General features: G+C 36.0%; 25 protein-coding genes. 14 read left to right on the forward strand and 11 right to left on the reverse strand.

Features of this window, described 5'->3' with window-relative positions; all coding sequences use genetic code 11:
- Positions 1 to 27: 27 nt before the first annotated feature.
- Positions 28 to 2,607, forward strand: coding sequence for an S-layer homology domain-containing protein (locus PSR14_RS05300; protein ID WP_001140724.1), 2,580 nt, complete (start codon positions 28 to 30; stop codon positions 2,605 to 2,607).
- 95 nt (positions 2,608 to 2,702) lie between these two features.
- Here the strand turns inward: PSR14_RS05300 and patB1 are convergent, their stop codons facing one another.
- Positions 2,703 to 3,893, reverse strand: coding sequence for a secondary cell wall polysaccharide O-acetyltransferase PatB1 (gene patB1, locus PSR14_RS05305; protein WP_000733026.1), 1,191 nt, complete (start codon positions 3,891 to 3,893; stop codon positions 2,703 to 2,705).
- 24 nt (positions 3,894 to 3,917) lie between these two features.
- Positions 3,918 to 5,333 (reverse strand): MBOAT family protein, encoded by a 1,416-nt coding sequence (locus PSR14_RS05310; protein ID WP_000232139.1) that lies wholly within the window; start codon positions 5,331 to 5,333, stop codon positions 3,918 to 3,920.
- A gap of 223 nt (positions 5,334 to 5,556) precedes the next feature.
- Here PSR14_RS05310 and PSR14_RS05315 point away from each other — a divergent pair, with 223 nt between their 5' ends.
- Both PSR14_RS05315 and PSR14_RS05320 read left to right on the forward strand, forming a co-directional pair.
- Positions 5,557 to 7,014, forward strand: a complete 1,458-nt coding sequence (locus tag PSR14_RS05315; RefSeq protein WP_000898520.1) for an MBOAT family protein — start codon at positions 5,557 to 5,559, stop codon at positions 7,012 to 7,014.
- A 9-nt stretch (positions 7,015 to 7,023) separates the two neighbouring features.
- Entirely contained in the window at positions 7,024 to 8,055 is a 1,032-nt protein-coding gene (locus tag PSR14_RS05320; RefSeq protein WP_000792077.1) for a hypothetical protein, read from the forward strand.
- A 141-nt stretch (positions 8,056 to 8,196) separates the two neighbouring features.
- On the opposite strand, the gene PSR14_RS05325 is transcribed toward PSR14_RS05320, so the two are convergent.
- Complete coding sequence (locus tag PSR14_RS05325) at positions 8,197 to 9,591, reverse strand: O-antigen ligase family protein (RefSeq protein ID WP_000256702.1); 1,395 nt, start codon at positions 9,589 to 9,591, stop codon at positions 8,197 to 8,199.
- Between the two features lie 309 nt (positions 9,592 to 9,900).
- Between PSR14_RS05325 and PSR14_RS05330 the strand changes: the two genes are divergently transcribed.
- The 3 genes from PSR14_RS05330 to PSR14_RS05340 all read left to right on the forward strand — a co-directional run bounded on the left by PSR14_RS05330 (position 9,901) and on the right by PSR14_RS05340 (position 11,455).
- Positions 9,901 to 10,689, forward strand: a complete 789-nt coding sequence (locus PSR14_RS05330; protein ID WP_000454170.1) for an enoyl-CoA hydratase — start codon at positions 9,901 to 9,903, stop codon at positions 10,687 to 10,689.
- Positions 10,690 to 10,790: 101 nt separating this feature from the next.
- The gene (locus PSR14_RS05335; RefSeq protein WP_000720155.1) at positions 10,791 to 11,111 is read left to right on the forward strand and encodes a hypothetical protein; all 321 of its coding nucleotides are present in this window, start codon (positions 10,791 to 10,793) and stop codon (positions 11,109 to 11,111) included.
- A 17-nt stretch (positions 11,112 to 11,128) separates the two neighbouring features.
- Positions 11,129 to 11,455, forward strand: coding sequence for a nucleoside triphosphate pyrophosphohydrolase (locus PSR14_RS05340; protein ID WP_000118158.1), 327 nt, complete (start codon positions 11,129 to 11,131; stop codon positions 11,453 to 11,455).
- Between the two features lie 21 nt (positions 11,456 to 11,476).
- Here PSR14_RS05340 and PSR14_RS05345 read toward each other — a convergent pair whose 3' ends face one another.
- Positions 11,477 to 11,656, reverse strand: coding sequence for a hypothetical protein (locus PSR14_RS05345; protein WP_001027091.1), 180 nt, complete (start codon positions 11,654 to 11,656; stop codon positions 11,477 to 11,479).
- A 126-nt stretch (positions 11,657 to 11,782) separates the two neighbouring features.
- Here PSR14_RS05345 and PSR14_RS05350 point away from each other — a divergent pair, with 126 nt between their 5' ends.
- The 3 genes from PSR14_RS05350 (at position 11,783) to PSR14_RS05360 (ending at position 15,748) form a co-directional block, all read left to right on the forward strand.
- Positions 11,783 to 12,832, forward strand: a complete 1,050-nt coding sequence (locus PSR14_RS05350) for a M42 family metallopeptidase (RefSeq protein ID WP_000930097.1) — start codon at positions 11,783 to 11,785, stop codon at positions 12,830 to 12,832.
- A 240-nt stretch (positions 12,833 to 13,072) separates the two neighbouring features.
- Positions 13,073 to 14,662 carry an N-acetylmuramoyl-L-alanine amidase gene (locus PSR14_RS05355; RefSeq protein WP_000877253.1) on the forward strand — a complete coding sequence of 530 codons (1,590 nt, stop codon included), beginning with the start codon at positions 13,073 to 13,075 and terminating at the stop codon, positions 14,660 to 14,662.
- A gap of 132 nt (positions 14,663 to 14,794) precedes the next feature.
- Positions 14,795 to 15,748 (forward strand): TRM11 family methyltransferase, encoded by a 954-nt coding sequence (locus PSR14_RS05360; protein WP_001059296.1) that lies wholly within the window; start codon positions 14,795 to 14,797, stop codon positions 15,746 to 15,748.
- A gap of 204 nt (positions 15,749 to 15,952) precedes the next feature.
- Here the strand turns inward: PSR14_RS05360 and PSR14_RS05365 are convergent, their stop codons facing one another.
- Complete coding sequence (locus PSR14_RS05365) at positions 15,953 to 16,195, reverse strand: YflJ family protein (RefSeq protein WP_000400488.1); 243 nt, start codon at positions 16,193 to 16,195, stop codon at positions 15,953 to 15,955.
- Between the two features lie 89 nt (positions 16,196 to 16,284).
- Here PSR14_RS05365 and PSR14_RS05370 point away from each other — a divergent pair, with 89 nt between their 5' ends.
- Positions 16,285 to 17,328, forward strand: coding sequence for a proline racemase family protein (locus PSR14_RS05370; RefSeq protein ID WP_305037128.1), 1,044 nt, complete (start codon positions 16,285 to 16,287; stop codon positions 17,326 to 17,328).
- A 151-nt stretch (positions 17,329 to 17,479) separates the two neighbouring features.
- On the opposite strand, the gene PSR14_RS05375 is transcribed toward PSR14_RS05370, so the two are convergent.
- The gene (locus tag PSR14_RS05375; RefSeq protein WP_098487274.1) at positions 17,480 to 18,709 is read right to left on the reverse strand and encodes an IS110 family transposase; all 1,230 of its coding nucleotides are present in this window, start codon (positions 18,707 to 18,709) and stop codon (positions 17,480 to 17,482) included.
- A gap of 369 nt (positions 18,710 to 19,078) precedes the next feature.
- On the opposite strand from PSR14_RS05375, the gene PSR14_RS05380 reads away from it, so the two are divergent.
- Positions 19,079 to 19,240 carry a hypothetical protein gene (locus tag PSR14_RS05380; protein ID WP_098487705.1) on the forward strand — a complete coding sequence of 54 codons (162 nt, stop codon included), beginning with the start codon at positions 19,079 to 19,081 and terminating at the stop codon, positions 19,238 to 19,240.
- 165 nt (positions 19,241 to 19,405) lie between these two features.
- Here PSR14_RS05380 and PSR14_RS05385 read toward each other — a convergent pair whose 3' ends face one another.
- Positions 19,406 to 19,981: a TetR/AcrR family transcriptional regulator gene (locus tag PSR14_RS05385; protein ID WP_098487704.1), complete on the reverse strand. Its 576-nt coding sequence runs from the start codon at positions 19,979 to 19,981 to the stop codon at positions 19,406 to 19,408.
- Between the two features lie 142 nt (positions 19,982 to 20,123).
- Between PSR14_RS05385 and PSR14_RS05390 the strand changes: the two genes are divergently transcribed.
- The gene (locus tag PSR14_RS05390) at positions 20,124 to 21,599 is read left to right on the forward strand and encodes an MDR family MFS transporter (protein ID WP_113732458.1); all 1,476 of its coding nucleotides are present in this window, start codon (positions 20,124 to 20,126) and stop codon (positions 21,597 to 21,599) included.
- 40 nt (positions 21,600 to 21,639) lie between these two features.
- Here the strand turns inward: PSR14_RS05390 and PSR14_RS05395 are convergent, their stop codons facing one another.
- From PSR14_RS05395 to PSR14_RS05410, 4 genes are all read right to left on the reverse strand, one after another.
- Positions 21,640 to 22,167, reverse strand: a complete 528-nt coding sequence (locus PSR14_RS05395; RefSeq protein WP_000661324.1) for a permease — start codon at positions 22,165 to 22,167, stop codon at positions 21,640 to 21,642.
- The gene (locus PSR14_RS05400; RefSeq protein WP_000606986.1) at positions 22,164 to 22,646 is read right to left on the reverse strand and encodes a hypothetical protein; all 483 of its coding nucleotides are present in this window, start codon (positions 22,644 to 22,646) and stop codon (positions 22,164 to 22,166) included. Before PSR14_RS05400 ends, PSR14_RS05395 begins: the two co-directional genes overlap by 4 nt.
- Entirely contained in the window at positions 22,639 to 22,980 is a 342-nt protein-coding gene (locus PSR14_RS05405; protein WP_000683189.1) for a PadR family transcriptional regulator, read from the reverse strand. Before PSR14_RS05405 ends, PSR14_RS05400 begins: the two co-directional genes overlap by 8 nt.
- Before the next feature lie 220 nt (positions 22,981 to 23,200).
- Positions 23,201 to 23,326, reverse strand: coding sequence for a YjcZ family sporulation protein (locus tag PSR14_RS05410; RefSeq protein ID WP_000540377.1), 126 nt, complete (start codon positions 23,324 to 23,326; stop codon positions 23,201 to 23,203).
- Positions 23,327 to 23,524: 198 nt separating this feature from the next.
- Here PSR14_RS05410 and PSR14_RS05415 point away from each other — a divergent pair, with 198 nt between their 5' ends.
- Together PSR14_RS05415 and PSR14_RS05420 are read left to right on the forward strand one after the other, a co-directional pair.
- Positions 23,525 to 23,770 carry a hypothetical protein gene (locus PSR14_RS05415; RefSeq protein ID WP_000013680.1) on the forward strand — a complete coding sequence of 82 codons (246 nt, stop codon included), beginning with the start codon at positions 23,525 to 23,527 and terminating at the stop codon, positions 23,768 to 23,770.
- A gap of 452 nt (positions 23,771 to 24,222) precedes the next feature.
- A complete protein-coding gene (locus tag PSR14_RS05420) occupies positions 24,223 to 25,005 on the forward strand; it encodes a hypothetical protein (RefSeq protein WP_098487702.1) in 783 nt (260 codons plus the stop codon).
- Positions 25,006 to 25,087 lie beyond the last annotated feature (82 nt).

Genomic DNA, 25,087 nt, shown 5'->3' on the forward strand with positions numbered 1-25,087 from the left:
ATATTCCTGAAGGAGGAAATTTATAAAATGGCAAAGACTAACTCTTACAAAAAAGTAATCGCAGGTACAATGACAGCAGCAATGGTAGCAGGTGTTGTATCTCCAGTAGCAGCAGCAGGTAAATCATTCCCAGACGTTCCAGCTGGACATTGGGCAGAAGAATCTATTAACTACTTAGTAGATAAAGGTGCAATTGTAGGTAAGCCAGATGGTACATATGGTCCAACCGAATCAATCGATCGTGCTTCTGCAGCTGTAATCTTCACTAAAATTTTAAATTTACCAGTTGATGAAAATGCTCAACCTTCTTTCAAAGATGCTAAAAATACATGGGCTGCTAAATATATCGCAGCAGTTGAAAAAGCTGGTATCGTTAAAGGTGACGGCAAAGAAAACTTCTATCCAGAAGGAAAGATTGACCGTGCTTCATTTGCTTCTATGTTAGTAAGTGCTTATAACTTAAAAGATAAAGTTAATGGCGAGTTAGTTACAACATTTGATGATTTAAGAAAACATTGGGGTGAAGAAAAAGCAAACATCCTAATTAACCTTGGAATCTCTGTAGGTACTGGTACGAAATGGGAGCCAAATAAAACTGTAACTCGTGCAGAAGCAGCTCAATTTATCGCATTAACAGATAAAAAGTATGGTAAAAAAGATAATGCACAAGCATATGTAACAGATGTGAAAATTTCTGAACCAGCGAAATTAACATTAACAGGTACTGGTTTAGATAAACTTTCTGCTGATGATGTAACTCTTGAAGGAGATAAAGCTGTTGCGATTGAAGCAAGTGCTGATGGTACTTCTGCTGTAGTAACACTTGGTGGCAAAGTAGCTCCTAATAAAGACTTAAGCATTAAAGTTAAAAATCAATCATTCGTAGCGAAATTCGTATACGAAGTGAAAAAATTAGCTGTAGAAAAACTTACATTTGATGATGATCGTGCTGGTCAAGCAATTGTCTTCAAATTAAACGACGAAAAAGGTAACGCTGATGTTGAGTACTTAAACTTAGCAAACCATGACGTCAAATTTGTAGCAAATAACTTAGACGGTTCACCAGCAAACATTTTTGAGGGTGGAAAGTCAACTTCTTCTACAGGTAAACTTGGTGTTGGCCTTTCTCACGGTGATTACAAAGTAGAGGTTCAAGTTACAAAACGCGGTGGTTTAACTGTTTCTAACACTGGTATTATTTCAGTGAAAAACCTTGATACACCAGCTTCTGCAATTAAGAGTACTGTATTTGCGGTAGATGCAGATAAAAACGGTGTAGTATACGGTAATACATTGACTGGAAAAGACTTCAAACTAAACAGCCAAACGTTAGTGGTTGGTGAAAAAGCACAAATCCATAACGTAGTTGCTACAATCGCTGGAGAAGATAAAGTAGTTGATCCAAACTCAATTAGCATTAAATCTTCAAACAGCGGTATTATCTCTGTAGTAAACAACTACATTACAGCTGAAGCTGCTGGTGAAGCTACACTTACTATTAAAGTAGGCGACGTTACAAAAGACGTTAAATTCAAAGTAACGACTGGTTCTCGTACGTTAAAATCAGTAAAAGCTAATCCAGATAAATTACAAGTTGTTCAAAATAAAGAGTTACCTGTTACTTTCGTAACAACTGACCAATATGGCGATCCATTTGGTGCTAACACAGCTGCAATTAAAGAGGTTCTTCCAAAAACTGGCGTAGTGAAAAAATTAGATGTAACAACAACTGATGCTGGCTCAATCGGTACAAAAACAATTGGTGTTACAGGTAATGAAGTAGGCGAAGGTACAGTTCACTTCCAAAATGCTAACGGTGAAACTTTAGGTTCATTATATGTGAACGTAACAGAAGGTAACGTTGCATTCAAAAACTTCGAACTTGTATCTAAAGTAGGTAAATACGGTGAATCACCTGATTCAAAACTTGACTTAAATGTGGCTAACACAGTTGAGTATCAATTATCTAAGTACACTTCAGATCGCGTATATTCTGATCCTGAAAACTTAGAAGGTTATGAAGTTGAGTCTAAAAATCCAGCAGTAGCTACAGCTGAAATTGTTGGAAATAAAGTTGTTGTTAAAGGTTTAAAACCAGGTAAAGTTGATATCCACTTAACGAAAAATGGTGCAACTGCTGGTAAAGCGACATTAGAAATCGTTCAAGAGAAAATCGCTATTAAATCTGTAGACTTCAAACCAGTTCAAACAGAAAACTTCGTTGAGAAGAAAATTAACATCGGTACTGTATTAGAACTTGAGAAGAGTAACCTTGATGATATCGTAAAAGGTATTAACTTAACAAAAGAAACACAACATAAAGTACGTGTTGTGAAGTCTGGCAAAGATAAAGGAACTCTTTACCTTGATACAAATGGTAATGCTCATTATGACATCTTTGACCAAAAACTTGGCGATGTAACAGTAACAGCATCAAGTGATTCAGTATTCAACAACTTTAAAGCAGATATTTATGATGCTTTAACTACTAAGTACACTGACAAAGGTACATTAGTATTCAAAGTATTAGGCGATAAGAATGTTGTAACAAGTGAAATTGGTTCACAAGCAGTACAAGTGAACGTTCTTAACAATCCAAATCTATAAGTCGATTATAGATAAAGTAAAAAATCAGTGGGGATTCATCCCCGCTGATTTTTTAATAGAAAGAAGGCTCTTGTAAATTTACAAGAGCCTTCTTTCTATTTCTTAAACTTAAACATATCCCCACTCAAATTCGAATCACTATACACGAACAATACCATGTTAATGTTGTTGTCTTGAATGTATTGATATACATCTTTTTCGTGATAGTGACGCAGGTCGAGGATAGATGTGTGTTTGAAACTTTGTGCTAAGTGTGGCACGATTGCGTTTGCGAATGAGTCTTTTAGGACTAGGGCGCGTACTTCATTTTGTGCATTGTTATTTTCGATGACGATTTCTGGATAGTCATCTGTGTAATAACCTGCGTATGATGTTGTATCTTTTTGTTTTTCTACGCCGTATATTTCATCTAAGTTTTGGTGAATAGTACCTTGCACATCTTTTGCGGTTACGCTTGTGAAGTTGAAACCGTCTTTCGGTGTGTAGTAGCATAATTTTTCACCATTGGCATCGATGAGTTGGTATAGTTGGTTGTTAAAACTTCCAACTAAATGTTTATTTTGCGCACATGTCCGAGTGTAGTCTTCTTTTTTTATTTCTTTTCCTTTATATATAGAAGATTGTTGCCCAATTGTGTTCATTATATATTGGTAACCTAAGAAGGCACCGTCCATATTCCAATGATGATCTGTTTTGAAATACATGTCTTGTATTTCTTCGTTTGTATAGTTCTGTTTAAAGTGTTCCATCAGTTTTATTGGCTTTACGTCTGCTGGAAGCTTCTTTAGAAAGTAATTTAAATTTTCCTGTGCATATGTGTGAATATGAGAAGGTAATTTAAATGATAATGCATTCGTTTTTGACGGTGGTAAAGCAAAGTAAAACTCAACGTTTTGTTCTTTTAAAAACTGAGACAAATCGTTTATAGCAGGCATGGATTGGTCAATTTCATTATATTTTTTTGTCCACGCCGGGTTTTTCAGGAGCCATTTATCATCAGTTAAAATAATGTCGTTAATGAGAGATTTGCCCATATTAATTTGAGCAATCGTATAGTTTTTAATAAGCTCATCTCGTCCAATTAGTTGATCATTAGTGTATGTTTCGAAATCTTTAAAGAAGCTACCAGTTAGGAGAGCTTCTTTCGTAAGTGCTGGTTTTTGAGCGAGCGGCCGATTTTCAACTGGTGAAATGTCTCGGTCTGTTTTGAGTAACGATAATATGCCAAATGAAAAGATAATGGTGATAAAACCGATAAACAGGATGAGGTTCCCCAATTTTTTCATAATAACGTTTCCTTCCTACATCAGTTAAAACCTGAAATAAATAAATGGATTATATGTTGAGTTAATCAAGTACATAACCGAAATCATAAATAATGTTAGTAATAATATAGGACGTACAAATTGCATTGTGAACATATACGTTTTTGGCGCAAGTTCTAGTATGTTTTTCATTCGTTTTAAAATTGGTGTCGCTGCGATAAAGGCAATGAGAAATACGATAATGTATTCATGTACGTATAACATCGTATTGTCATCGATGAAAGATTGGCCACCTATGCCGAACATCGCTTTTAAATATTGGAAAGAGTAAGCGAAGTTGTCAGCTCGGAAGAACACCCAACCGATCATAACGATTAGTAATACGTATGCATGTTGCAGCGGCTTCCATAGTTTGTTTAATATTTTTTCGAATCCAGCTTTTTCAATTGAAATAATAAAGCCGTAATATAAGCCCCAGGCGATAAATGTCCAGCTCGCCCCGTGCCATAAACCAGTTAACCCCCATACGATGAAAAGGTTACGATAATTCGCTAGTTTTGAAACGCGGTTTCCGCCGAGCGGGATATATATGTAATCGCGGAACCAAGAGCCGAGTGTAATATGCCATCTTCTCCAAAACTCTGAAATAGATTTAGAGATGTACGGATAGTTGAAGTTTTTCGGGAAATCAAAGCCGAACATTTTTCCAAGTCCGATTGCCATATCAGAGTACCCTGAGAAATCGAAATAAATTTGCAGGGTATAGGCGATAATACCAATCCATGCCGTTCCAACACTCATTTCAGATGGTGGTAAGGCAAAGATTTTATCAGCGACAAATCCAACTTGGTTAGCGATTAATATCTTTTTTGCTAGTCCGAGAACGAAAATTTGAATACCTTCTGTGAATCGTTCAAAAGAATGGATGCGCGTTTTAATTTGCTCAGCGACGATATTGTAACGAACAATTGGTCCGGCAATAAGCTGAGGGAAAATAGAGATATATAGCGCTAAGTTAAGTGGATTTTTTTGAACATCCCCATCTTTACGGTATATATCGATGACATAGGACATCGCTTGGAATGTATAAAATGAAATTCCAATTGGTAGTGGAATAGGTTCCACATGAATAGATAAGTGCAATATGTTGTTTAAAATGTCTGTGAAAAATGAAATATACTTAAAATAAGAAAGTAATAGTATATTTCCGACTACAGCCATAATTAAAAATGTGACTTTCATATTTTTTCGTTTATCATAATGATGCACGAGTAGGCCGAAGCAGTAGTTTAATACGATGGAAAAGAGCATTAAAAGAACGAAACGTGGTTCGCCCCATGCATAGAAAATTAAACTAAATGCAAGTAATACGAAATTACGTAGCTCGGCACGCACTATAAAATAGAGAAATAATACGAGAGGTAAAAAGATAAACAAGAAAATCGAACTACTAAATACCAAAGGACTCTCCTCACTTTTTCGAAATACATTTCGTAAAAAAACGACATATCTATTATATATTCTTTTTTATAATAGTGCCTTTAATATTTTAGCATGTTAATAATTCGATTAAAATAATTATTCTATATAATAGAAGAAAAGCGGTATGGAATCCTTTTGACACCCACTATCTGGATAAGATAAGATGAATAAGGTGTGATTTGTTTAGAAGGGAAGAGATGGTGTGTTATTTAACTCGTTTGAGTTTATTTTTTTATTTTTACCGATAGCATTTCTTTTATATTTTTTATTAAATAAATTTGGACAAACTACTTTAGCAAAAGCTTGGCTTGTGGCAGCATCTTTATTTTTCTATAGTTATTGGAACATAAAGTATTTGCCGCTTATGTTAGTATCGCTCATTGTGAACTACTTTATCGGAATGAGGCTCGTGAAGCATAAGAGTAAACTTCTTTTAACAGTAGGCTTACTATTTAATATAGGAATGCTTAGTTATTTCAAGTACTATGATTTCTTTTTGCAAAATGTAAATTCGTTATTTGGAACTCATTTTACATTATTATCATTAACGTTACCGCTTGCGATTAGTTTCTATACATTCCAAAAGATTGCGTTTTTAGTAGATACATATCGCGGGGAAACGGAGGCATGTCATTTTCTTGATTACGCTCTGTTTGTAACATTTTTCCCGCAACTTATTGCAGGACCAATTGTACACCATGCGCAAATTATGCCGCAATTTGCGGATCGTAGTAAAAAGCGTTGGCAATCAAATTATATCGTTCTCGGTATTTTTGTATTTGCCATCGGTATTTTCAAGAAAGTAGGGATTGCAGACGTTTTATCTCCTGTCGTACGGGAAGGGTTTGATGTACAGCAGTCGCTAACCTTTGTTGAAGCTTGGCTTTCATCATTAGCGTTTACATTTCAGTTATACTTTGATTTCAGTGGATATAGCGATATGGCAATTGGAATTGCGTTAATGTTCAACATTAAATTGCCTCAAAACTTTAACTCACCTTATAAAGCGGTGAGTATACAAGACTTTTGGCATCGTTGGCATATGACATTAAGCCAGTTTTTAACGAAATATGTGTATATTTCTCTTGGAGGAAATCGAAAAGGTATTACGCGTACATACGTCAATATTATGATTGTCTTCTTAATAAGTGGACTTTGGCATGGGGCTGGTTGGACATTTATTTTCTGGGGATTTCTGCACGGATTAGCTTCTGTCGTTCATCGTTTGTGGAACAAAGCAGGAGGGCGCATGCCGGCCTGGGCGGGATGGCTCGTGACGTTTTTCTTCATTAATATAACGTGGGTATTCTTTAGAGCAACATCGATGCATGATGCGGTGAAAGTGTTAAAAGGAATGTTTGGATTTAATGGATTCGAACTAGCCAATAGCGTATTCCCGGTATTTGTTATTGAGAAGCTACAATTTTTAAAAGGGTACGGTGTTTCATTTACTGAAGCATACCATGTTTCATTATTAAATACGGAAATAGTAGCGTATATTTTCGGAGCATTATGTATTAGTTTCTTCTTAAAAAATTCAATTCAGTTAAAAGACTCATTCCGTCCGACAGTATGGACGGCGTTATTTACTGCAATATTACTTGTGTATAGTGTATTGCATTTAACGAGTATTAGTGAGTTTTTATACTTTAATTTCTAGGTGGAGAATATGAAAAACAAACAGTGGCTTATTTTCGTTTTTGTATGTGTTTTTGTTCCACTTGCAGGTGTTGGAATATTTAATGGCTATGCAGATTCACTTTGGTTATTCTCTCATAAAAATAAGTGGAATAATGTTCAGTTTGGGTTTAATGAGAGACAACAAAAAACGAATTATATAACATATCGTCCGTTTACTTATGATGGCGTTATACTTGGAAGTAGTAGAACAACGTTTATCAATGAGAATGATTTTACTGGATTAAACGCATTTAATTATGCGGTAAGTAGTACAGATCCGCGTGAGTACGATGCGTACATTGAATATGCAAAAGAGAGAAAAGGTAGTGAATTATCTTCTATTGTGATTGGTTTAGATTTCCTTGGAACGAACAAAAATAGAGAAATCGGTTTTGAAAAGCCAGAAGTATATATTAATGAGGCACAAAGCTTACTATATCCAATTAAATCGTATGTGAGTATGGATGGGATTACATATTCCCGAAATACAATTCAAAACTCCATTCATCACAATAAGACTATTGATGTATATAATCGCGATAACATAAAATCGATGCGTGAGTATACGAAAGAAGAGCGTGACACACAAATTGCCGCGCAAGTAGATAAATTTAGTAGAGAGATTTATGGCGGGAATTATGAGTATCAAAATATGAAGGAAATATTAGGAACTGTAAAATCTCATAATCCGAATACAAAGTTTTATATTTTTACAACTCCTGTTTCAGAGCCGTTGTTCCGTGCGATGATTCAATCAGGGCGTTGGGAAGATTATAAAAGGTGGCTCCATGATGCTGTCGATGTATTTGGAGAAGTGCATCATTTCATGTATTTAAATTCAGTAACAAAGAACTTAGATAATTATATGGATGGACATCATTTCAGGCCAGAAGTCGGAAAGATAATTGCACATAAAGTTGTAAATGAAGAAGATCGTAATGTGCCGAAAGATTTTGGGATTGTTATTACGAAGGATAATATTGATGAGGTGCTGGAGCAGATTCATGCATCGTTTCAATAGAAAGAAATAGTTTTGTTTCAAAGATCGAATCTTCATGTGATTCGATCTTTTTTAGTAGTCCACAAAAAATTTAATTAAGCGAGAAAAAGCAATTATGACTGGAGTAGAAAGAAGCAGCATCCAAATAGATGCTGCTTCTTTCTATTCTATTTCTAAATCAACAATTAAGTAGGCAAGTATAACGATGAAAAAAATGCTAACAGATGGCGCTGTTAATACGTGACCAGACATAAAGCCAATGCCAAGTGATAGGATGAGTGTACTAGATAATAGCATATATTTTACAGTTATAATTTTCTTAAAGTTTGTGATCATACGGATGAACAGTTTAATACCGAAGTATAGAAGTGGTATTAAGTAAATAAGGAAACCGATAATTCCAAAGGCGAAAAATAGGTCATGGAAGTCCATTTCAATTAATTTAATTTTAACTGTGTAGTTACCAGCGTAACCCATTCCAAAAAGTTTTTGTGAGAGCGGTGCTTCTTTATAGTATTGTTTGTATACTTTTAAGAATTTGTCCCGATCACTATAAATTAAACTCTTCACTTCAGAGTCTGTTAGTTCACCTTTTGCGTGTTTTTTTGCATCCTCTGGATTTTCTTTAATTACTTTTCCTTCTTTTTTATCCTGTTCTTCTTGTACTGATTTTTTGTATTCGTATATTTGCATGTGGATTCCCATATTTTTTGCGATAGGAGTATGCGGTGTAAGAACAATTAAACCTCCTAGTACAACTGCTGCAACGATGGTGTTTACAAGATATGTGAATCCTTTTTTTTCTTTTTTACGGTTTATCATATATTCAATGAACGAGAAGAAAAGTGCTACGCCTAATGTTAGCACAATTGCACCATATCCAACTTTTGTTCCGACCATAATACTTGCATACATCGCAAGTATTGTTGGAATCCAGTAATATATTTTCGAGAAAGAAGTTGTTTTATAAATCGAATATAAGACAACGATTGGGAACATAATCGCGAAGAGAGCACTTAAATCATTTCCAGCAAAGAACCAACCTCTCGAGCCAATTTTTGAGTGAGGATAGCTTGGGAAATCAGTGCCAGTTTGCATTGCGATAATCATTGTGATGCTTAAAATTAAAGTTGCATATAAGAAATATGTAATGATTTTATGAAACACATATTCTTTATTTTTTAGCTCTTTAAAGACGATAATATATCCAAACAGTAGCACAATTGGATATATGCTCTTTAAAATAAATTTAACTTCTTCTCCAAATGAAACTGGAGATTTAACCATCATATTATTTACAAGACCGATTGCCAGTGCAATGCCGAGTAAACATAAATAGAGAATGTACTTTTTCGCGCCTTGTTGTTTATGATGAAGAAGTAGATAACCTAATGCAAGAAGCATAAAGGCGAAACGGACTACGATTCCGACTGTTGCGCTCATGTGTAATATATAGATTGAAAAAGACGTTAATAAATCTAAAATTGGTTGAAACACGATGAATAGCAGTAGGAAATGCGGGAAGTAGTTATCCGTCTGTTTTAACTTAGTAACCATATGTTCCTCCATTTCTTCATTCCTTTATTTCAGCACCCCTCTATATAATAGGAAGGGGAATGAATTTCTATATTTAATTTTTATATCAGACTTAAGAATACACCATTTCATTGTAATGGTAAATAGATGAAGAGCCGGGATAAACCGACTTTAATTTCTATATTTTTCAACGAAATTGTATGTTTTATGCAAGGTGATATACAAATTACGAGATTATTAGACAGAAAATTAAGAAAAAAGAAGGGTTTTTCACATCCTTTCTATAATTATATAAGTATAATCTTTGTGTAGAAAAGAGGGGTATATATAATGGAAGTAACAAGTAAAACAGAATCTGTCATTGTGAAATATGAAGGGCACGTTGCAACGGTTATGGTCAATCGCCCAGAGGTGTTAAATGCATTAGATGAGCCAACGTTAAAAGAGTTATTACAAAAACTGAAAGAAGTAGCGGAGAGTTCTGCACACATTGTTGTGTTATGCGGGAACGGCCGTGGTTTTTCTGCGGGTGGAGATATTAAATCGATGCTTTCAAGTAATGATGAAAGCAAGTTTGATGGAATTATGAATACTATCTCTGAAGTCGTTGTGACTTTATATACGATGCCAAAGCTCGTTATTAGTGCGATTCATGGACCAACTGCTGGTCTTGGATTAAGTATTGCGTTAACAGCTGACTATGTGATGGCAGATATTTCATCCATTATTGCGATGAACTTTATTGGAATCGCTTTAATTCCAGATGGCGGCGGCCATTTCTTCCTTCAAAAGCGCGTTGGTGAAAATATGACGAAGCAAATTATTTGGGAAGGAAAGAAATTATCAGCGAGCGAAGCGCTTGATATCGGCTTAATTGATGAAGTAATTGGCGAGGATTTCCAAACAGCTGTGAAGCAAAAGATTAGTGAATGGTCACAAAAACCGATTAAAGCGATGATTCAAACGAAACAAATTTTATGTGAAGTAAATCGCTCCAATTTAGAACAAACATTGCAGCTTGAAAAACGCGGTCAATATGCGATGAGACAAACTGCGGATCATAAAGAAGGTATTGCTGCATTTTTAGAAAAACGTTTGCCGGCATTTAAAGGAGAATAAAGTGTAGTAATAGTTTTACTAACGGTTAATTTAAGGTAAAGGGGAGAAAGTGCTAACACATTTTAGTATAATTGTGTTAGCACTTTTTTTAGGAGTAATACATGAAGAAAATTATTGGTGTTATCGTTATTATTTTACTTACTTATTATGCTTTGCATAGTACACCATCTCTTGCGGTACGAACTGCACTATTCTTTGAAGGGCATCCAATTGTTGCTTTCTCAGGTGAAGTGGAGAAAGAACGGGATGTGAAAAAAGAGGCGATTCCTGATGAGTACCAAACCTTATATGGCGATAAGAAAGAAGAACCAGAGCATTATTTCTTTCCGGCAGTAAGGGCACACGGATCAGGAATTGATATGTTAAGTGCTTGTGTGAAAAAAGAGTGGTTATTTTATAAGGCAGAGCTCGGCTGTTATTAAACATAGGAGGGTGGATGATGTCAGTATATAACAAGTTAGTAAGAGATCGTGTTCCAGAGAAGATTTTAATGTCTGGAAAAACATATACAGCACAAAAATTAACAGGACAAGCATACATACAAGCTTTAGCGAAAATTGGAACAGAAGAAATTCGTGAATTTGCTTCTATGAAAGAGCGTGAACATGCGCTTGATTCTCTTGCGGATGCACTGGAAGTAATCATCTCATTAGCGCGTGCAGAAGGTGCGACAATTGAAGATGTAGAACGTCTTCGTAAGCAAAAAGAGATAGAGCGCGGTGGGTTTGAAAGAGGTATTTACTTGTTGGATGTTTCAGAAGAATAGATTTGTAGGAAAAGCATAGCGTTACTCATTAACGCTATGCTTTTTTGTTGCAATTAAGCTAATAATGAAGAAGATAGCTGTTAATACCCAGCCAGTTGTAATAGAAGTAGTAGTATGAACTGCATAAGAAAATTGTAAACAAAGTAATGATGCTAGAAACCAAATGAGTGCAATGTGTACATATTTTTTTGATATATTCATATTGTATAACTCCTTTTATATACTAAAATGAATTTTACTATAATTTAGAAAATTAAGCTATATGAGTAGAGGATTTATAGTAAATTCGGTATACTAAATAATAGGAAAAATGAGGAGGAAATGACAATGGCACATCATACGAAAGAAACGATGGAATTGATTAAGGAGCTTGTCTCTATTCCAAGTCCGTCTGGAAATACAGAGAAAATCATTCGTTTTATTGAAAACTATGTAAGTGAGTGGAATGTAGAAACGAAGCGTAACAATAAAGGCGCTCTTATTTTAACGGTAAAAGGGAAAAATGATGCACAGCACCGTTTATTAACAGCACACGTTGATACGTTAGGTGCGATGGTAAAAGAAATTAAGCCAGATGGTCGTCTCAGTCTTTCTATGATTGGCGGATTTCGCTGGAACTCTGTAGAAGGAGAATATTGTGAAATTGAAACATCAAGCGGTAAGACGTATACAGGAACGATTTTAATGCATCAAACATCTGTGCATGTATATAAAGATGCAGGTGAAGCGAAACGTGATGAGAAAAATATCGAGGTTCGTATTGATGAGCGCGTATTTTCAGCTGATGAAGTACGTGAATTAGGAATTGAAGTAGGAGACTTCGTTTCATTTGATCCGCGCGTTCAAATTACAGAGAGTGGATACATAAAATCACGTCATTTAGATGACAAAGTAAGTGTTGCGATTCTATTAAAATTAATTAAGCGATTACAAGATGAAAACGTAACATTACCATATACAACTCATTTCTTAATTTCTAACAATGAAGAGATTGGATACGGTGGTAACTCTAACATTCCAGAAGAAACGGTTGAATATTTAGCGGTTGATATGGGAGCGCTAGGTGATGGACAAGCATCTGACGAGTATACAGTATCTATTTGTGCAAAAGACTCTAGTGGTCCGTATCATTATGCACTACGTAAACATTTAGTAGAGCTTGCGAAAACGAACAATATTGAATATAAAGTAGATATTTATCCGTACTATGGATCGGATGCATCAGCTGCAATTCGCGCTGGATTTGATGTGAAACATGCATTAATTGGAGCAGGTATTGATTCTTCTCATGCATTTGAGCGTACACATGAAAGTTCGATTGCTCATACAGAAGCACTTGTTTATGCATATGTATTATCAGAGATGATTGCAGAATAAGAAAAGAAATAGGCTACCTCTAGTAGCCTATTTTTTGTGTGCAGAGAAATCGACTTTATTTAACAAAGAGTAAATTAATTGTAATTTATTTTACAATATTAAGAAATTAGGTTTACTACATAATTCGAGTATTATAAAATAATAGAGGCGCACTAATTTTTTTTGTTCGAATTTGCAGGGATTTATATATTAAGATTACGCGTTATTAAAAGATGATTGTCGAGAGGAGTATTATTTTTTATGAAGTATCGTGCAGTCGCGGCAGGTATTTTAGCCGCAAGTTTATTATCGTCTCCAGTAAGTAGTTTCGCAGCAGCGAAGAAGTTTTCGGATGTTCCTTCATGGGCGCAACAATCAGTTGATTATTTAGTAGGAAAAAAGGCGCTTGATGGAAAGCCAGATGGAACGTTTTCTCCATCTGAAGCAGTAGATAGAGGATCAGCTGCAAAAATTTTAGCAGTCGTTCTTGGTTTACCAATTGATCCAAAAGCAAAGCCATCTTTTAAAGATGCACAAAACCATTGGGCAGCTCCGTACATTGCTGCAGTGGAAAAAGCAGGTGTAATTAGTGGAGATGGTACTGGTAAATTTAATCCATCAAGCAAAATTAACCGTGCATCTATGGCATCTATGTTAGTACAAGCATACTCATTAGATAAGAAAATTATTGGAGAACTTCCAACACAGTTTAAAGATTTGGAACCTCATTGGGGTAAGAAACAAGCTAATATTTTAGTAGCTTTAGAGATTTCTAAAGGTACGGGAAATGGCTGGGAGCCTGAAGGAACTGTAACTCGTGCAGAAGCAGCTCAGTTTATTGCGATGGCTGATCAAAATAAAACAGATACATCAAAAAGAATGTATATGAACAGAAACTTTATTACATATCATCAACCATCATTATCATCTGGTATTACTGATGTTCAGCATAAGCCACAAATGGTTGTAGTGAAAGAACAAAGAGCAGACGGCTGGTTAAAAATTGTAACAAGTAAAGGTGAGAAGTGGACACCTCTAACAGAAAAAACAGAAACGATTAATGAAGGATTTACTACTTATGAAACAGCTTCACATAGTTCTAAAGTGCTAGGTACATATAATGCACAAACAGTAACGGTTATGGAAGAGAGTGGAAGCTGGATTCGTATCCGCGTAGGCGCTGGTTTCCAATGGGTTGATAAAAATCAATTAAACCCAGTAAAACAAGAGAACTTCTTAGAAGGTAAAGCAATTATTATTGATCCAGGTCACGGTGGAATTGACTCGGGTAATGTTGGTTATTACGAGAAAGAAAGTCAAATCGTATTAGATACATCTTTACGATTACAAAAACTATTTGAGAAAAAGACACCATTTACTGTTAAGTTAACACGTACGAACGATACACGCCCAGGAGTAGATGCTAGTGATTCTTTAAGAAAAAGAGTAGAATTTGCTAATGAAAATAAGGGTGATATTTTCGTAAGTATTCACGGTAACGGTTCGGATGAAAAAAATGGACACGGTACAGAAACATTCTATTATGCAGCAGCACCGACAAGATCAACGAATCCACATACGGAAGACAGTCGCTTATTAGCAGAAAAAATTCAAAAACGCCTTGTAGCAGCACTTGGGACATATGACCGTGGTGTGAAAAAGGATAATTGGTACGTAATAAAATATAATACAATGCCAGCTGTATTAGCAGAATTAGCATTTGTAGATAATAAGAATGATGCAAATAAAATCGCTACACCAGCACAGAAACAAAGTGCAGCAGAAGCAATTTATCAAGGTATTTTAGACTATTACGAAGCAAAGGGTAATAACGTATCTTCTTTCCGTTAATACATTAAAAGAGATTGCCAATAGGCAGTCTCTTTTATTTATTAACGTTTCTCTTTATTTCAGGCATGTGATATCATTTAATTTTATATAAGAAAGTATTGTAATTATAACGATATAGAGGATGATCATAGATTGAATAATCATAGGAAAACACCTGCATGTATATATACGTATGCATTTCGTGAGGAGGAGCGTGCTTTATGTTACTTGGAAATGCGCTCGTTCTTTGGAATGGAGTCCCACGTTAATATTTTGAAAAGTGATGTCAAAATTGACCCGAGTAGAAGTCCTTTTATGAAAGAGCGCGTTGAGGTTATGTATGAAGGAGACGACTTAGAAAGTATTTTGGAACAAGTAGAACAAATTGATTTGGCGGGGGCGACGTTCAAAGTTATCTTCGTTAAAATTAATGACCTTGTTGGAGAGAATAAAATTGAATATGGAGAAAGACGTCTGATAGAGCGAGACCTCGGCATGCATATTGAAGGAGAAGCGGATGTTCGTAATCCAGAGCGTGTATTCGGGATTGTTCCTCTTGGAGGACGCTGGTATTTCGGGCACTATGTAGAAAGTGAACCAGTTTGGTATCACCACATAAAAAAACCACGTAGCTATTCGACATCTCTTAGCACACGCGTTGCAAGATCCGTTGCAAATATTGCGGTGCCAAATCCAGAGGGAGTAAGAGCGATTGATCCGTGCTGCGGCATTGGAACGGTTGTAGTAGAAGCTCTTTCGATGGGAATTAACATCGTTGGTAGAGATATAAGCCCGCTCGTTGCGATTGGAGCGAGAGAAAATATTGCACACTTCGGATTCGATGGGACGATAACGAAAGGCCCGATCGAGGAGATTACGGATAATTACGACGTCGCAATTATCGACATGCCATATGACTTATTTACGCACGCAACACCAGAAAATCAGCTCTCCATTCTTTCAAGCGCGCGCCGCATTGCTAAAAAGGTAGTCGTTGTTACAATGGAAACAATGGACGATATGATTCATGAAGCAGGATTTGAAATTACAGATCGCTGCACTACAAAAAAAGGAACATTTTCTAGACAAATTCTTGTTTGTGAATAAGGAAGAAAGGTCACCCGTTTGGGTGACCTTTTTTTGCTTTGTATGAATGTGTGATTGGTTGGTGGAATGGAGGAGGGATTTGGCGAAATTTGTCGGTAAGTCGATATTCCATGTCGAATCGCCGATATATTTAAAAAATCGCCGATATATTGTGTGAAATCGCTGATATATTCCGAGAATCGTCGATATCGTTACATTAGTATATTACTGTTCTTTTAATTTCTTTTGTTGTGCAAGTAGTAAATTGCGCAAGATGTGTCCGCGGTAACTTTCTAGTTTGCGTCCTTCATGATAGCGCACGCCTAATTTCTTTAGTTCGGCTACGTACCAGCCTTTTGTTCCGTAATACATGAGATCACTTCCTTTTTGCTTTTGAACAGTATATGTTGGGGGTGGAAGTAACTTTCCATTGAAAATAATAAGACCGGTTGTATCAAGGTGTTCCATAAAATAGCTTCAAGACCGTGTATAAAAAAATAGACAGTAGTGTATGTTTTTTTTAACAATGTATACAAATTTATACCCTATGCGTTGGCATGATATTTGCAATAAAAAGAGTATCAACATATAGGGGAGAGATGGAAATGAAGGTTAGTAAAGTGTATACAACAATTGATGCACACGTAGCTGGGGAACCACTTCGAATTATTACAGGAGGCGTGCCAGAAATAAAGGGAGAAACGCAGCTAGAAAGACGGGCATACTGCATGGAACATTTGGATCATCTTCGCGAGGTTCTTATGTATGAACCGAGAGGACATCACGGTATGTACGGTTGTATCATTACTCCGCCTGCGAGTGCTCACGCTGATTTTGGTGTGTTATTTATGCACAATGAAGGATGGAGTACGATGTGTGGACACGGCATTATCGCTGTTATTACAGTCGGAATTGAAACTGGTATGTTTGAAACAAAACAAAAGTTTATTATTGATAGCCCTGCTGGGGAAGTCATTGCGTACGCAACATATAGGGGGAGTGAAGTAGAGTCCGTATCATTTGAAAACGTTCCTTCATTTGTATACAAAAAAGACGTTCCTATTAAAATAGATAACTATGAGTTTCAAGTAGATATCGCATTTGGCGGAGCTTTTTACGCTGTTGTGGATAGTAAAGAATTGGGTTTGAAAGTTGATTTTAAAGACTTAGCTGCTATTCAAACGTGGGGCGGTAAAATTAAGCGCTACATTGAGAGTCAGATGGAAGTGAAGCATCCACTTGAAGAAGGGTTAAAAGGAATATACGGCGTTATTTTCTCAGATGAACCGAAAGGGGAAGACGCAACGTTACGAAATGTAACAATCTTCGCTGATGGGCAAGTAGACCGTTCTCCTTGCGGCACAGGAACTTCCGCAAGAATCGCAACTCTTTTTGAAAAAGGCGCTCTGCAAAAAGGAGAAATTTTCGTCCACGAATGTATTACTGACGGGAAATTTGAAGGGGAAGTATTGTCGGTAACAGCGGTACATACATATGAAGCTGTCGTTCCGAAAGTAACGGGGAATGCATTTATTACAGGATTTCATCAGTTCGTTGTAGACCCGAGAGATGATTTGAATCGGGGATTTTTGTTAGGATAGAAGAAGACCTGCGGTAGTATGTCAACTTAGAAATAACAAAGTTTAAAGTTGTCAAAGGTCAATTTGTTTAAAAAAGGCATCACAAAACTAAACCAGTAACGAATGTAATTTACTGGAAAATAATGAAAGGTAGCGATGACAAAATTTTATGTCATTCTTTCACACACCTTCCAGGCGTAAAAAGTTGGTGGCTACGTAGTAGCGCATCCACCAATCGCACAAATTTTCTTGCGGTTAGAACGAGTGCACGTTTGTGTTGATGTTTTGGTACTTCATTATATTTTTTCACGTAATACTCTTGATAATCTGATACATGCTTTCTTACTGAATTGGCGGCTTCAACTAAGTAATAACGCAAGTAATGATTACCTGTACGGGATAATGAAGTATCTTCGGCTGTAAAACGACCGGATTGGTGCTTTCGCCAGTATAATCCAGCGTATTTGGCTATTTTTGTTTCATCGTCAAATCTTTCGATTTGGCCAATTTCAGCAATGATACCGGCAGCGAAAACAGGGCCTACTCCAGGAATAGATTCAAGTGTTTGGGTCAAACCAGCCATGATTTTTTTAATAGACTTTTCTAATTCCTTGATTTGCTGTTGAAACGTACGAATGACTGCGATGGATGTACCTAAGATGACATCTATTGAATCTTCTACAACCTTATCCAAGCGATAAGAAACTTTCACAGCTTTGTGAATGGATGCTGCTACGCATTTTGGATCACCAAAACGGTTTCGACTTTTTTTCTGTAGGAACTCAGCGAGTTCTTCTAAAGGCATATTAGCGAGTTCCTCTAAGCTGAATTTTTCAAGAAATAGTTCTGTCATGGCGCTACCGAATACGGAAGTATCCACCTCTTGTGAAAATGTATTACATTTAAAACTTAGGTGTTGAAGAAAGTGTTGTTTTTCTTTCGTTAACATTTTGACAAGTTGGTATCGTGATCGAGTTAATTGCTGCAGTGCCACGTACTGGCTTTCTTTTACGATAGACATTTGATTACGGCCAAATCGTAAGTAATCAGCAATGACAAAGGCATCAATCTCATCGGTTTTATTCATGTCAGAATAACTTTTCTTAAAATTTGCGACTTGCTTTGGGTTTAGGAGAAATACTTTTGCTCCAAAACGCTGTAAATCTATATCATGGTGAAGAAACATAGAAGGATGAAAGCTGTAAACAGAGGTGGATTCTAGACCAATCTTAAGGATGTCGACCTCTTTACCTGCAACACACTGTAATAATTTTTCTTTGAGTGTAGTAGCTCCCGGTAGGTCATTACTGACCGAAAAAGAATCCAGTTTTTCTCCATCACCATTTAAAAAGCAAACTTTCATATCAAACGAACTTACATCTAAACCAACAAATAATCTCATGTAAGAGACCTCCCTTCTATATTAGAATCATTTCTTGGACGTCTCGAGATATCTCTAGTGTGTACGCCGACCAACAACCTCGTGTATGAGAGCTAGTCCTGAATCGAAAGCCGCCCTAGAGCTACTATCATCTAGGTTCGAGGGTCAGGCTGCTCAGCCTGCGAGTAGGGAGTCCCGCACGTTCACTGAGAAACACTCTTCAAATGTGGTAAATCCACAGGAGGTGAAAGAATTGTCCCAAATGATCCTAAAATCATTATCTAGAAATATCTTGGGACGTCCAAGTATTTTTATTTATAGGGCTCTTATTAAGAAGAAAATCTAAGCCTGTAATAGGGCTTAAATATTAATATACGAGGAGGTGATAATATGGACTTTTTGTTTGATCTTGTAAAAGAGTTTGTCAAAGCAACTGTGCGCGAAGTTTCAGCGTATTTTTTGCAGAAGCAATTTCTGGATAAGGACAACAAAAAACCCACTCCGCGCCGTAGGAAGCAAAAGGGTGGGTTCGCAAAAAATAATAACGTATAATAACCACTACCCTATACGGTAGCAGTTAAGGAAGAGATGTTAGCGCATCTCTTCTTTTATTATATGCCATTTTAGTGGATGTCATACTTATATAGTACTCTACCGAAAATATATCATATTCCTATTTTGGGGTCAATTTGATTGCATGATTGAAAAGGTGTAGTCTTATTCCTTTTCAAACTGAAAAATATCTCGATTAATAAGTTGTTGGAGATACCTATCCATTTCAGCCGCAGAAACTTTTCTTTCATTTTTAAACCACCATGCGCTTAATGAGGTGATTGCCCCTGAATAAAATTCAATGATTAAATCATTTGGCATCGTATGGTTTTTACAAAGTTGATTTAACACTTCTATTTCTTGTTTTCTCGTTTCGTGACTTAAATACTGTGTCCGGTTAATAAATTGTTCATCAGACATTTGCGTCTCTAATATTTTACCGAGTTCTTCATGGTGTAGAAATTGTTCCATTACTTGAAATGGTTTACTTAATCGATCTGAAACGGGTATTTCAGCAATCATCTTGCTGTATCGTTTAAATCCAAAGGCTAATAAAGCATCTTTATCTTCAAAGTGTTTATAAAAGGTTGTTCGGTGTACCATCGCGCGATCACATATTTGGTTAATCGTGATGGTACTATATTTCTGTTTTGATTGCGTCATTAATTCAAATAAGGAATCCCATAGTAATTTATGTGTACGTCTAATACGTAAATCAATTTGTTTTTCATTATCGTTCATCTACAATTCTCCTTTTTTGTAGATTAAATATACAGTGGCTGAAAATTGATTCTCCCTTTTTAATCTACATATGTATATTATATTACATGTGTTCGGGTTTATTTAAAGCTTTTTAAGTAAGAAACAGGAGGAGAATCTGTAAATGAATATGACAACTAAGAGCCCTGCAAGTGGCAAAGTTGATACTTCTAATATGAAACATACCCCCATTTTAATTGCATTACTTTTAGGGGCAATGGTTGCATTATTAAACGAAACGTTACTTGGTAATGCGTTAACAGTATTAATGAAAGAATTCGGTGTAACAGCTTCAACGATTCAATGGCTTTCTACAGCATACATGTTGGTGGTTGGGGTTTTAGTCCCAATTACAGCGTTACTTCAGCAATGGCTTACAACGAGACAAATGTTTTTAATCGCTATGGTAACGTTTTTAACTGGTACATTAATTGCGGGATTTGCACCGACATTTTCTGTTTTATTAATTGGCCGTATCGTCCAAGCGGTAGCGACAGGGTTGATTTCACCGTTATTAATGAATACGATTCTAATTATTTGTCCACCTGAAAAACGTGGTGCCACAATGGGATTAATTGCACTTGTGATGATGGCAGCTCCAGCAATTGGTCCTACATTATCTGGAGTAATCGTCGACTCATTAAATTGGCGCTGGTTATTCTATATCGTTATTCCTATCGTGATCATTTCAATTATGATTGGGATGAAGTACATTCAAAATGTTTCAGAGTTAACAAGACCAAAAGTAGATTATCCATCTATCCTTTTATCGACATTAGGATTTGGCGGGCTTGTATATAGCTTTAGTGCATCAGGTGATTTAGGATGGTCCGATGCGAAAGTATATGGCGCTTTAATTGTTGGGCTTATATCATTATGTATTTTTGTCGTTCGACAATTAAAAATTGAGAATCCAATTTTAGAATTACGCGCATTTAAAGTTCCGATGTTTACATTATCAGTTGGATTAATTGTCATTGTGATGATGTCGTTATTTTCAACGATGACTTTATTACCGATGTTCTTGCAAACAGTTTTACTCGTTACAGCTTTTAAATCAGGAATTATCATGCTTCCGGGAAGTATGATTAGCGCTATAATGGGACCAATTGCAGGTAAACTATTTGATAAATTTAGTCCGAAAGTTATTATCGTTCCCGGCATTATGTTAGTAGGGATTGCAATGTTCTTATTTAAAGGCATTACACCTGACACATCAATGTTACAAATTATTATTATGCACAGCGTATTAATGGTTGGACTCATGTTTGTCATGACAGCACAAACATACGGTTTAAATCAATTAACACCAGACCTATATCCGCACGGAACAGCGTTGTTTAATACTCTGCAGCAAGTAGCTGGCGCAATTGGTACGGCTATCTTTATTTCAAAAATGTCTTCAGGAACAACTCAGTATATGGAAAGCTCCGCAAACCCAATGGACCCAGTAGAGAAGTTAAATGGTTTAACGTCAGGATTCCAAGGTGCATTTGCACTTGGATTAATCTTTATCATCGTTGCTTTTATCGTATCGTTGTTCTTAAAAGAAGAGAAAAAGGGAGTAGAAGTAAAGGGAGTTTTACAGAACGAAAATTAAGGTTTATATAAAAAGACATCTTTATGATTAAAGATGTCTTTTACATTTCCTCCGTAACATCATACCTTAGCAACTCTTCCTGATTATAAAACCTCTCAAAAATAAGCCCCATTACATAGAAGAATACTAGCCCAAAGCAAATATGAATGAGTGTAAAAGTAGCTCCAAATGAAGAAAATTCATACACGAGAATTGGCAATTTCGCAGTTGTCCAAACGCCTAAGAAAAATACGATGTACCGAATGCTTGCACCTTTTTTTAATAATAGTGCTGCAATTGGGAAGGCGACGTAGAGAGGACCAGCTGCAATGCCTCCTAATAATAGAGAAAATAAGATTCCGTATATACCTGATTTTTCACCCATATATTTCATGAGCGTTTCTTTTTTCACCCACTGATCAAGTAGCCCTACAAATAGTAAGACAGGGGGGAGGAGAAACAGCATATCTAAAATGCTATTCCCTGTTAGTTGTAATGCACTCCACCCTAAAGATTGATTTATAAAAGTTAATACAAAGAGCCCGAGTAGTAAGACGAAAAAGAAGCGATATCTTTTTAATTCTTTCATACCATCACCATCCAAATGATATAGGAGAATAGAAGAGACATGAGCAAAGCGGCTGCATTACGTGCGTAAGCAAAGCTTCGCCCAAATATCTTTTGTTCCATCGGTAAAGTTGTAAGTCCTACTGACATGAGTGTAGATATAAGTGCCGCAACTTGAGGTAGGCCTGCACCGTGTTGGACTAATGTATTTCCAAGAGGGAATACGACAAAGCTTGGAATAAGTGCAACGGAGCCGAGTATTGCTGAATACATAATACCTAACAATCCGGACTGTTCTCCAATGATAGAAGAAATAAAGGACGGCGTTAATATAGAAAGCGATAAGCCAACGAAAAGCATGATGGAGAGCATCGCAGGGAGAAGGTTACGAAACATTTTCCACGACTTCATTAGAGCATCTTTCGTTTTCTTGCGGTCCTTCATAAAAGAAATCCCAGTAAGAATAATGGCTAACGTGTAAAGAATCACGCCGTTAATCATGATCGGATTCCTGTAAGTCTTTATATTTACCTAAGAAAAAGGATAAGTTCTTCATTTTTTCTTCAATATCCATTTGAAAATCCGCCAGTTGTTCCTTTCCAGCAGGCGTAATTTTGTACATCTTTCTCGGTTTGTCTTGATGATCTGTGCTTACATAAGATTCAATTGCACCTTCGTTTTCTAATTTCTTTAACGTGCGATATAAAATGGCGCTATCGATTGGATTGACGGGAAGTTCTTCCTCGCACTTTTGCAGTAATTGCCCGCCGTAGTTATCGCCCTCAGCTAAAAATAACAAAAGAAATGCACCTGTATGTCTTCCTGTATGTTTCATGGGTTTTCCTCCTAGAATGAATTAGGATTTATACTGTTAATGACAGTATACTGTTGTTAACAGTATATGGTGCATGAAGTGTTATGTCAATTTCAAAATGTACGAATTTCGAGGGAGAAGATAACAAAAACATTGTTTTTTTAGCGCTGGGAAACGACGGATAGGGAGGGGCTGTACATCCAAAAACATAAAAAAAAGACACTCTCAAGAGTGCCTCCCCTTAGCAGCCGAATCCGCCGCCCCAACAGCTAGCGCCAACGATGATTAATAAGATAAAGAGTACAACAAGTAAAGCGAAACCGCCGCCGAAACCGCAGCCTCCACCACAACTACCGCCATAGCCCATATTAACTCCTCCTTCCATAAAGACCATTAATTAATGGATTTAATTCACTTTATGTTTTTACGGATAATCTTGAGCAGGTCCTTTTGAAAAATAAAGGTGCTTAGATTTTAAGAGAGTTGACGATCTTATTTTTGTCACCGTTATTCCGCTGATGACATATTCTATTTTATTCTGTGTATTGGGGGAAGGAGGATCTTTATGGCTAATTCTGAAATGATTTTACGTTTACTTACAGATTTAAAGATTGAACAGCAAGCTTTAAAAGAACAGCTGGAAAAAATGCAAACAGCTGTGAATACTCTTGAAGAAAAATCATTGATTGTGGAAGAAAAACCAAAGACTATTGAAGAAAAACCAGCTGTTGCTGCTGCAAAGCAAAGAGCTCATTCTGGACACCCAACATCTTTTCGTGCTTGGAGAGCATCTGCTCAAAGGAATTCATAAAAATATAAGAAAAGAAGACATCTAGTAAGATGTCTTCTTTTGCTTGTACAATCCAAATGCGATAAGAAGGTATATATCCATATTGCTTTAAAACTAAGAAGAAAATAACGATTGTCGACTCCTGTTTTAGTATAGCATGTAATAATGAAATTTTTCTATGTAATATTGCATATATATGAATTATATGATGTTTTGATGTGTATATTTTAGTTGTTTGGTGCGGAAAACAGAACTTATTGGTTCATCGCCTATATTACTGACTAAAAAAATTATCATCTGAAATGGAAGAGTAAAATCCAAATGTGCGTGTGGGTTCAGCGTTATTTGACGTTTACTTAAATTAGAGGTAACAAAGTTAGCTTAGGGAAAAAGATTAATATATGTACATGAATAATATTTATAAATTATAATTAAGATGAAAGTATTGGCAGTATATGGGGGAATAACAACCGGTGAATAAAAAGGCAACATTTAAAATAGGGGCAATGTTTACCATTTTATTAATGGCATGTTTGTTTTATGGATATAGGAGTTTAAATAGTTTTTTAGTCTGGAATGAACTCGGTGATATACAGATGATTTCAAGTGAAAAAGAGGTTGCAAATGGTATATATTTTGTAAGGGGAAAGATATATGCTGAACGTGTAACAGGCGATGAAACGCTACTTGCTGATGGGTATGCGGTAGTGAATCGAATTCAAAAGAAAAAAACGACATACTATACACAGACTTCTGCACCAAATCGTTCTTTATGGAGTAACGGTCAAGTAACAGCTTTTTATAATGAACCAATACATATTGGAGATAAAGAATTAAAATTAATAAATAAAGAAAATGTGTCTCTGGAAACTCCCTTTATGGAATTAAATGATCAGAATGTAATTTCAACAAGAATAAATGATATTCAGGCGAATGCTACAAAGTTAGCAGATGGAAATAAACGCTTTTATTCATTTAGAGCAATAGAAAATAAAGAAAATGTAGTTGTGCTTGGATCAATAGATGGAAAAGTAATAAAAGAATTACCTAGTAGATATGGGGAATTTGTTTATATTGGAAATACTAAGGAGCAAATTATAGATAGCTTAAAGAATGGTAGTAACAAAAATTGGATATATTTCGCTGTGCTTATTATACTAACTAGTATTAGTGGATTCGTATTTTATATGTATGGGAAAGGAAAATGGACAAAAGATGTTTTTGTTTTTACATTTTTCGGACGGAAGATAAATTAAAGAGGATGCATCTTTGCATCCTCTTTAAAAATTCATATGCGTTCTTTTCGTAAAGAAAGTTCTTCTTCATTTTCATATCCAG

The sequence above is a fragment of the Bacillus sp. A01H genome, assembly GCF_045277205.1.
Classification (GTDB): Bacteria; Bacillota; Bacilli; order Bacillales; family Bacillaceae_G; genus Bacillus_A; species Bacillus_A paranthracis.

Bases quoted from the DNA above. Each gene is read 5' to 3' on its own strand.
- PSR14_RS05350 (WP_000930097.1), top strand. From the start codon at position 11,783: ATGGCACATCATACGAAAGAAACGATGGAATTGATTAAGGAGCTTGTC.
- PSR14_RS05375 (WP_098487274.1), bottom strand. From the start codon at position 18,709: ATGAGATTATTTGTTGGTTTAGATGTAAGTTCGTTTGATATGAAAGTT.
- PSR14_RS05410 (WP_000540377.1), bottom strand. From the start codon at position 23,326: ATGGGCTATGGCGGTAGTTGTGGTGGAGGCTGCGGTTTCGGCGGCGGT.
- PSR14_RS05355 (WP_000877253.1), top strand. From the start codon at position 13,073: ATGAAGTATCGTGCAGTCGCGGCAGGTATTTTAGCCGCAAGTTTATTA.
- PSR14_RS05390 (WP_113732458.1), top strand. From the start codon at position 20,124: ATGAATATGACAACTAAGAGCCCTGCAAGTGGCAAAGTTGATACTTCT.
- PSR14_RS05325 (WP_000256702.1), bottom strand. From the start codon at position 9,591: ATGGTTACTAAGTTAAAACAGACGGATAACTACTTCCCGCATTTCCTA.
- PSR14_RS05300 (WP_001140724.1), top strand. From the start codon at position 28: ATGGCAAAGACTAACTCTTACAAAAAAGTAATCGCAGGTACAATGACA.
- PSR14_RS05415 (WP_000013680.1), top strand. From the start codon at position 23,525: ATGGCTAATTCTGAAATGATTTTACGTTTACTTACAGATTTAAAGATT.
- PSR14_RS05395 (WP_000661324.1), bottom strand. From the start codon at position 22,167: ATGAAAGAATTAAAAAGATATCGCTTCTTTTTCGTCTTACTACTCGGG.
- patB1 (WP_000733026.1), bottom strand. From the start codon at position 3,893: ATGAAAAAATTGGGGAACCTCATCCTGTTTATCGGTTTTATCACCATT.
- PSR14_RS05405 (WP_000683189.1), bottom strand. From the start codon at position 22,980: ATGAAACATACAGGAAGACATACAGGTGCATTTCTTTTGTTATTTTTA.
- PSR14_RS05330 (WP_000454170.1), top strand. From the start codon at position 9,901: ATGGAAGTAACAAGTAAAACAGAATCTGTCATTGTGAAATATGAAGGG.
- PSR14_RS05335 (WP_000720155.1), top strand. From the start codon at position 10,791: ATGAAGAAAATTATTGGTGTTATCGTTATTATTTTACTTACTTATTAT.
- PSR14_RS05345 (WP_001027091.1), bottom strand. From the start codon at position 11,656: ATGAATATATCAAAAAAATATGTACACATTGCACTCATTTGGTTTCTA.
- PSR14_RS05365 (WP_000400488.1), bottom strand. From the start codon at position 16,195: ATGGAACACCTTGATACAACCGGTCTTATTATTTTCAATGGAAAGTTA.
- PSR14_RS05320 (WP_000792077.1), top strand. From the start codon at position 7,024: ATGAAAAACAAACAGTGGCTTATTTTCGTTTTTGTATGTGTTTTTGTT.
- PSR14_RS05400 (WP_000606986.1), bottom strand. From the start codon at position 22,646: ATGATTAACGGCGTGATTCTTTACACGTTAGCCATTATTCTTACTGGG.
- PSR14_RS05380 (WP_098487705.1), top strand. From the start codon at position 19,079: ATGGACTTTTTGTTTGATCTTGTAAAAGAGTTTGTCAAAGCAACTGTG.
- PSR14_RS05385 (WP_098487704.1), bottom strand. From the start codon at position 19,981: ATGAACGATAATGAAAAACAAATTGATTTACGTATTAGACGTACACAT.
- PSR14_RS05340 (WP_000118158.1), top strand. From the start codon at position 11,129: ATGTCAGTATATAACAAGTTAGTAAGAGATCGTGTTCCAGAGAAGATT.
- PSR14_RS05370 (WP_305037128.1), top strand. From the start codon at position 16,285: ATGATATTTGCAATAAAAAGAGTATCAACATATAGGGGAGAGATGGAA.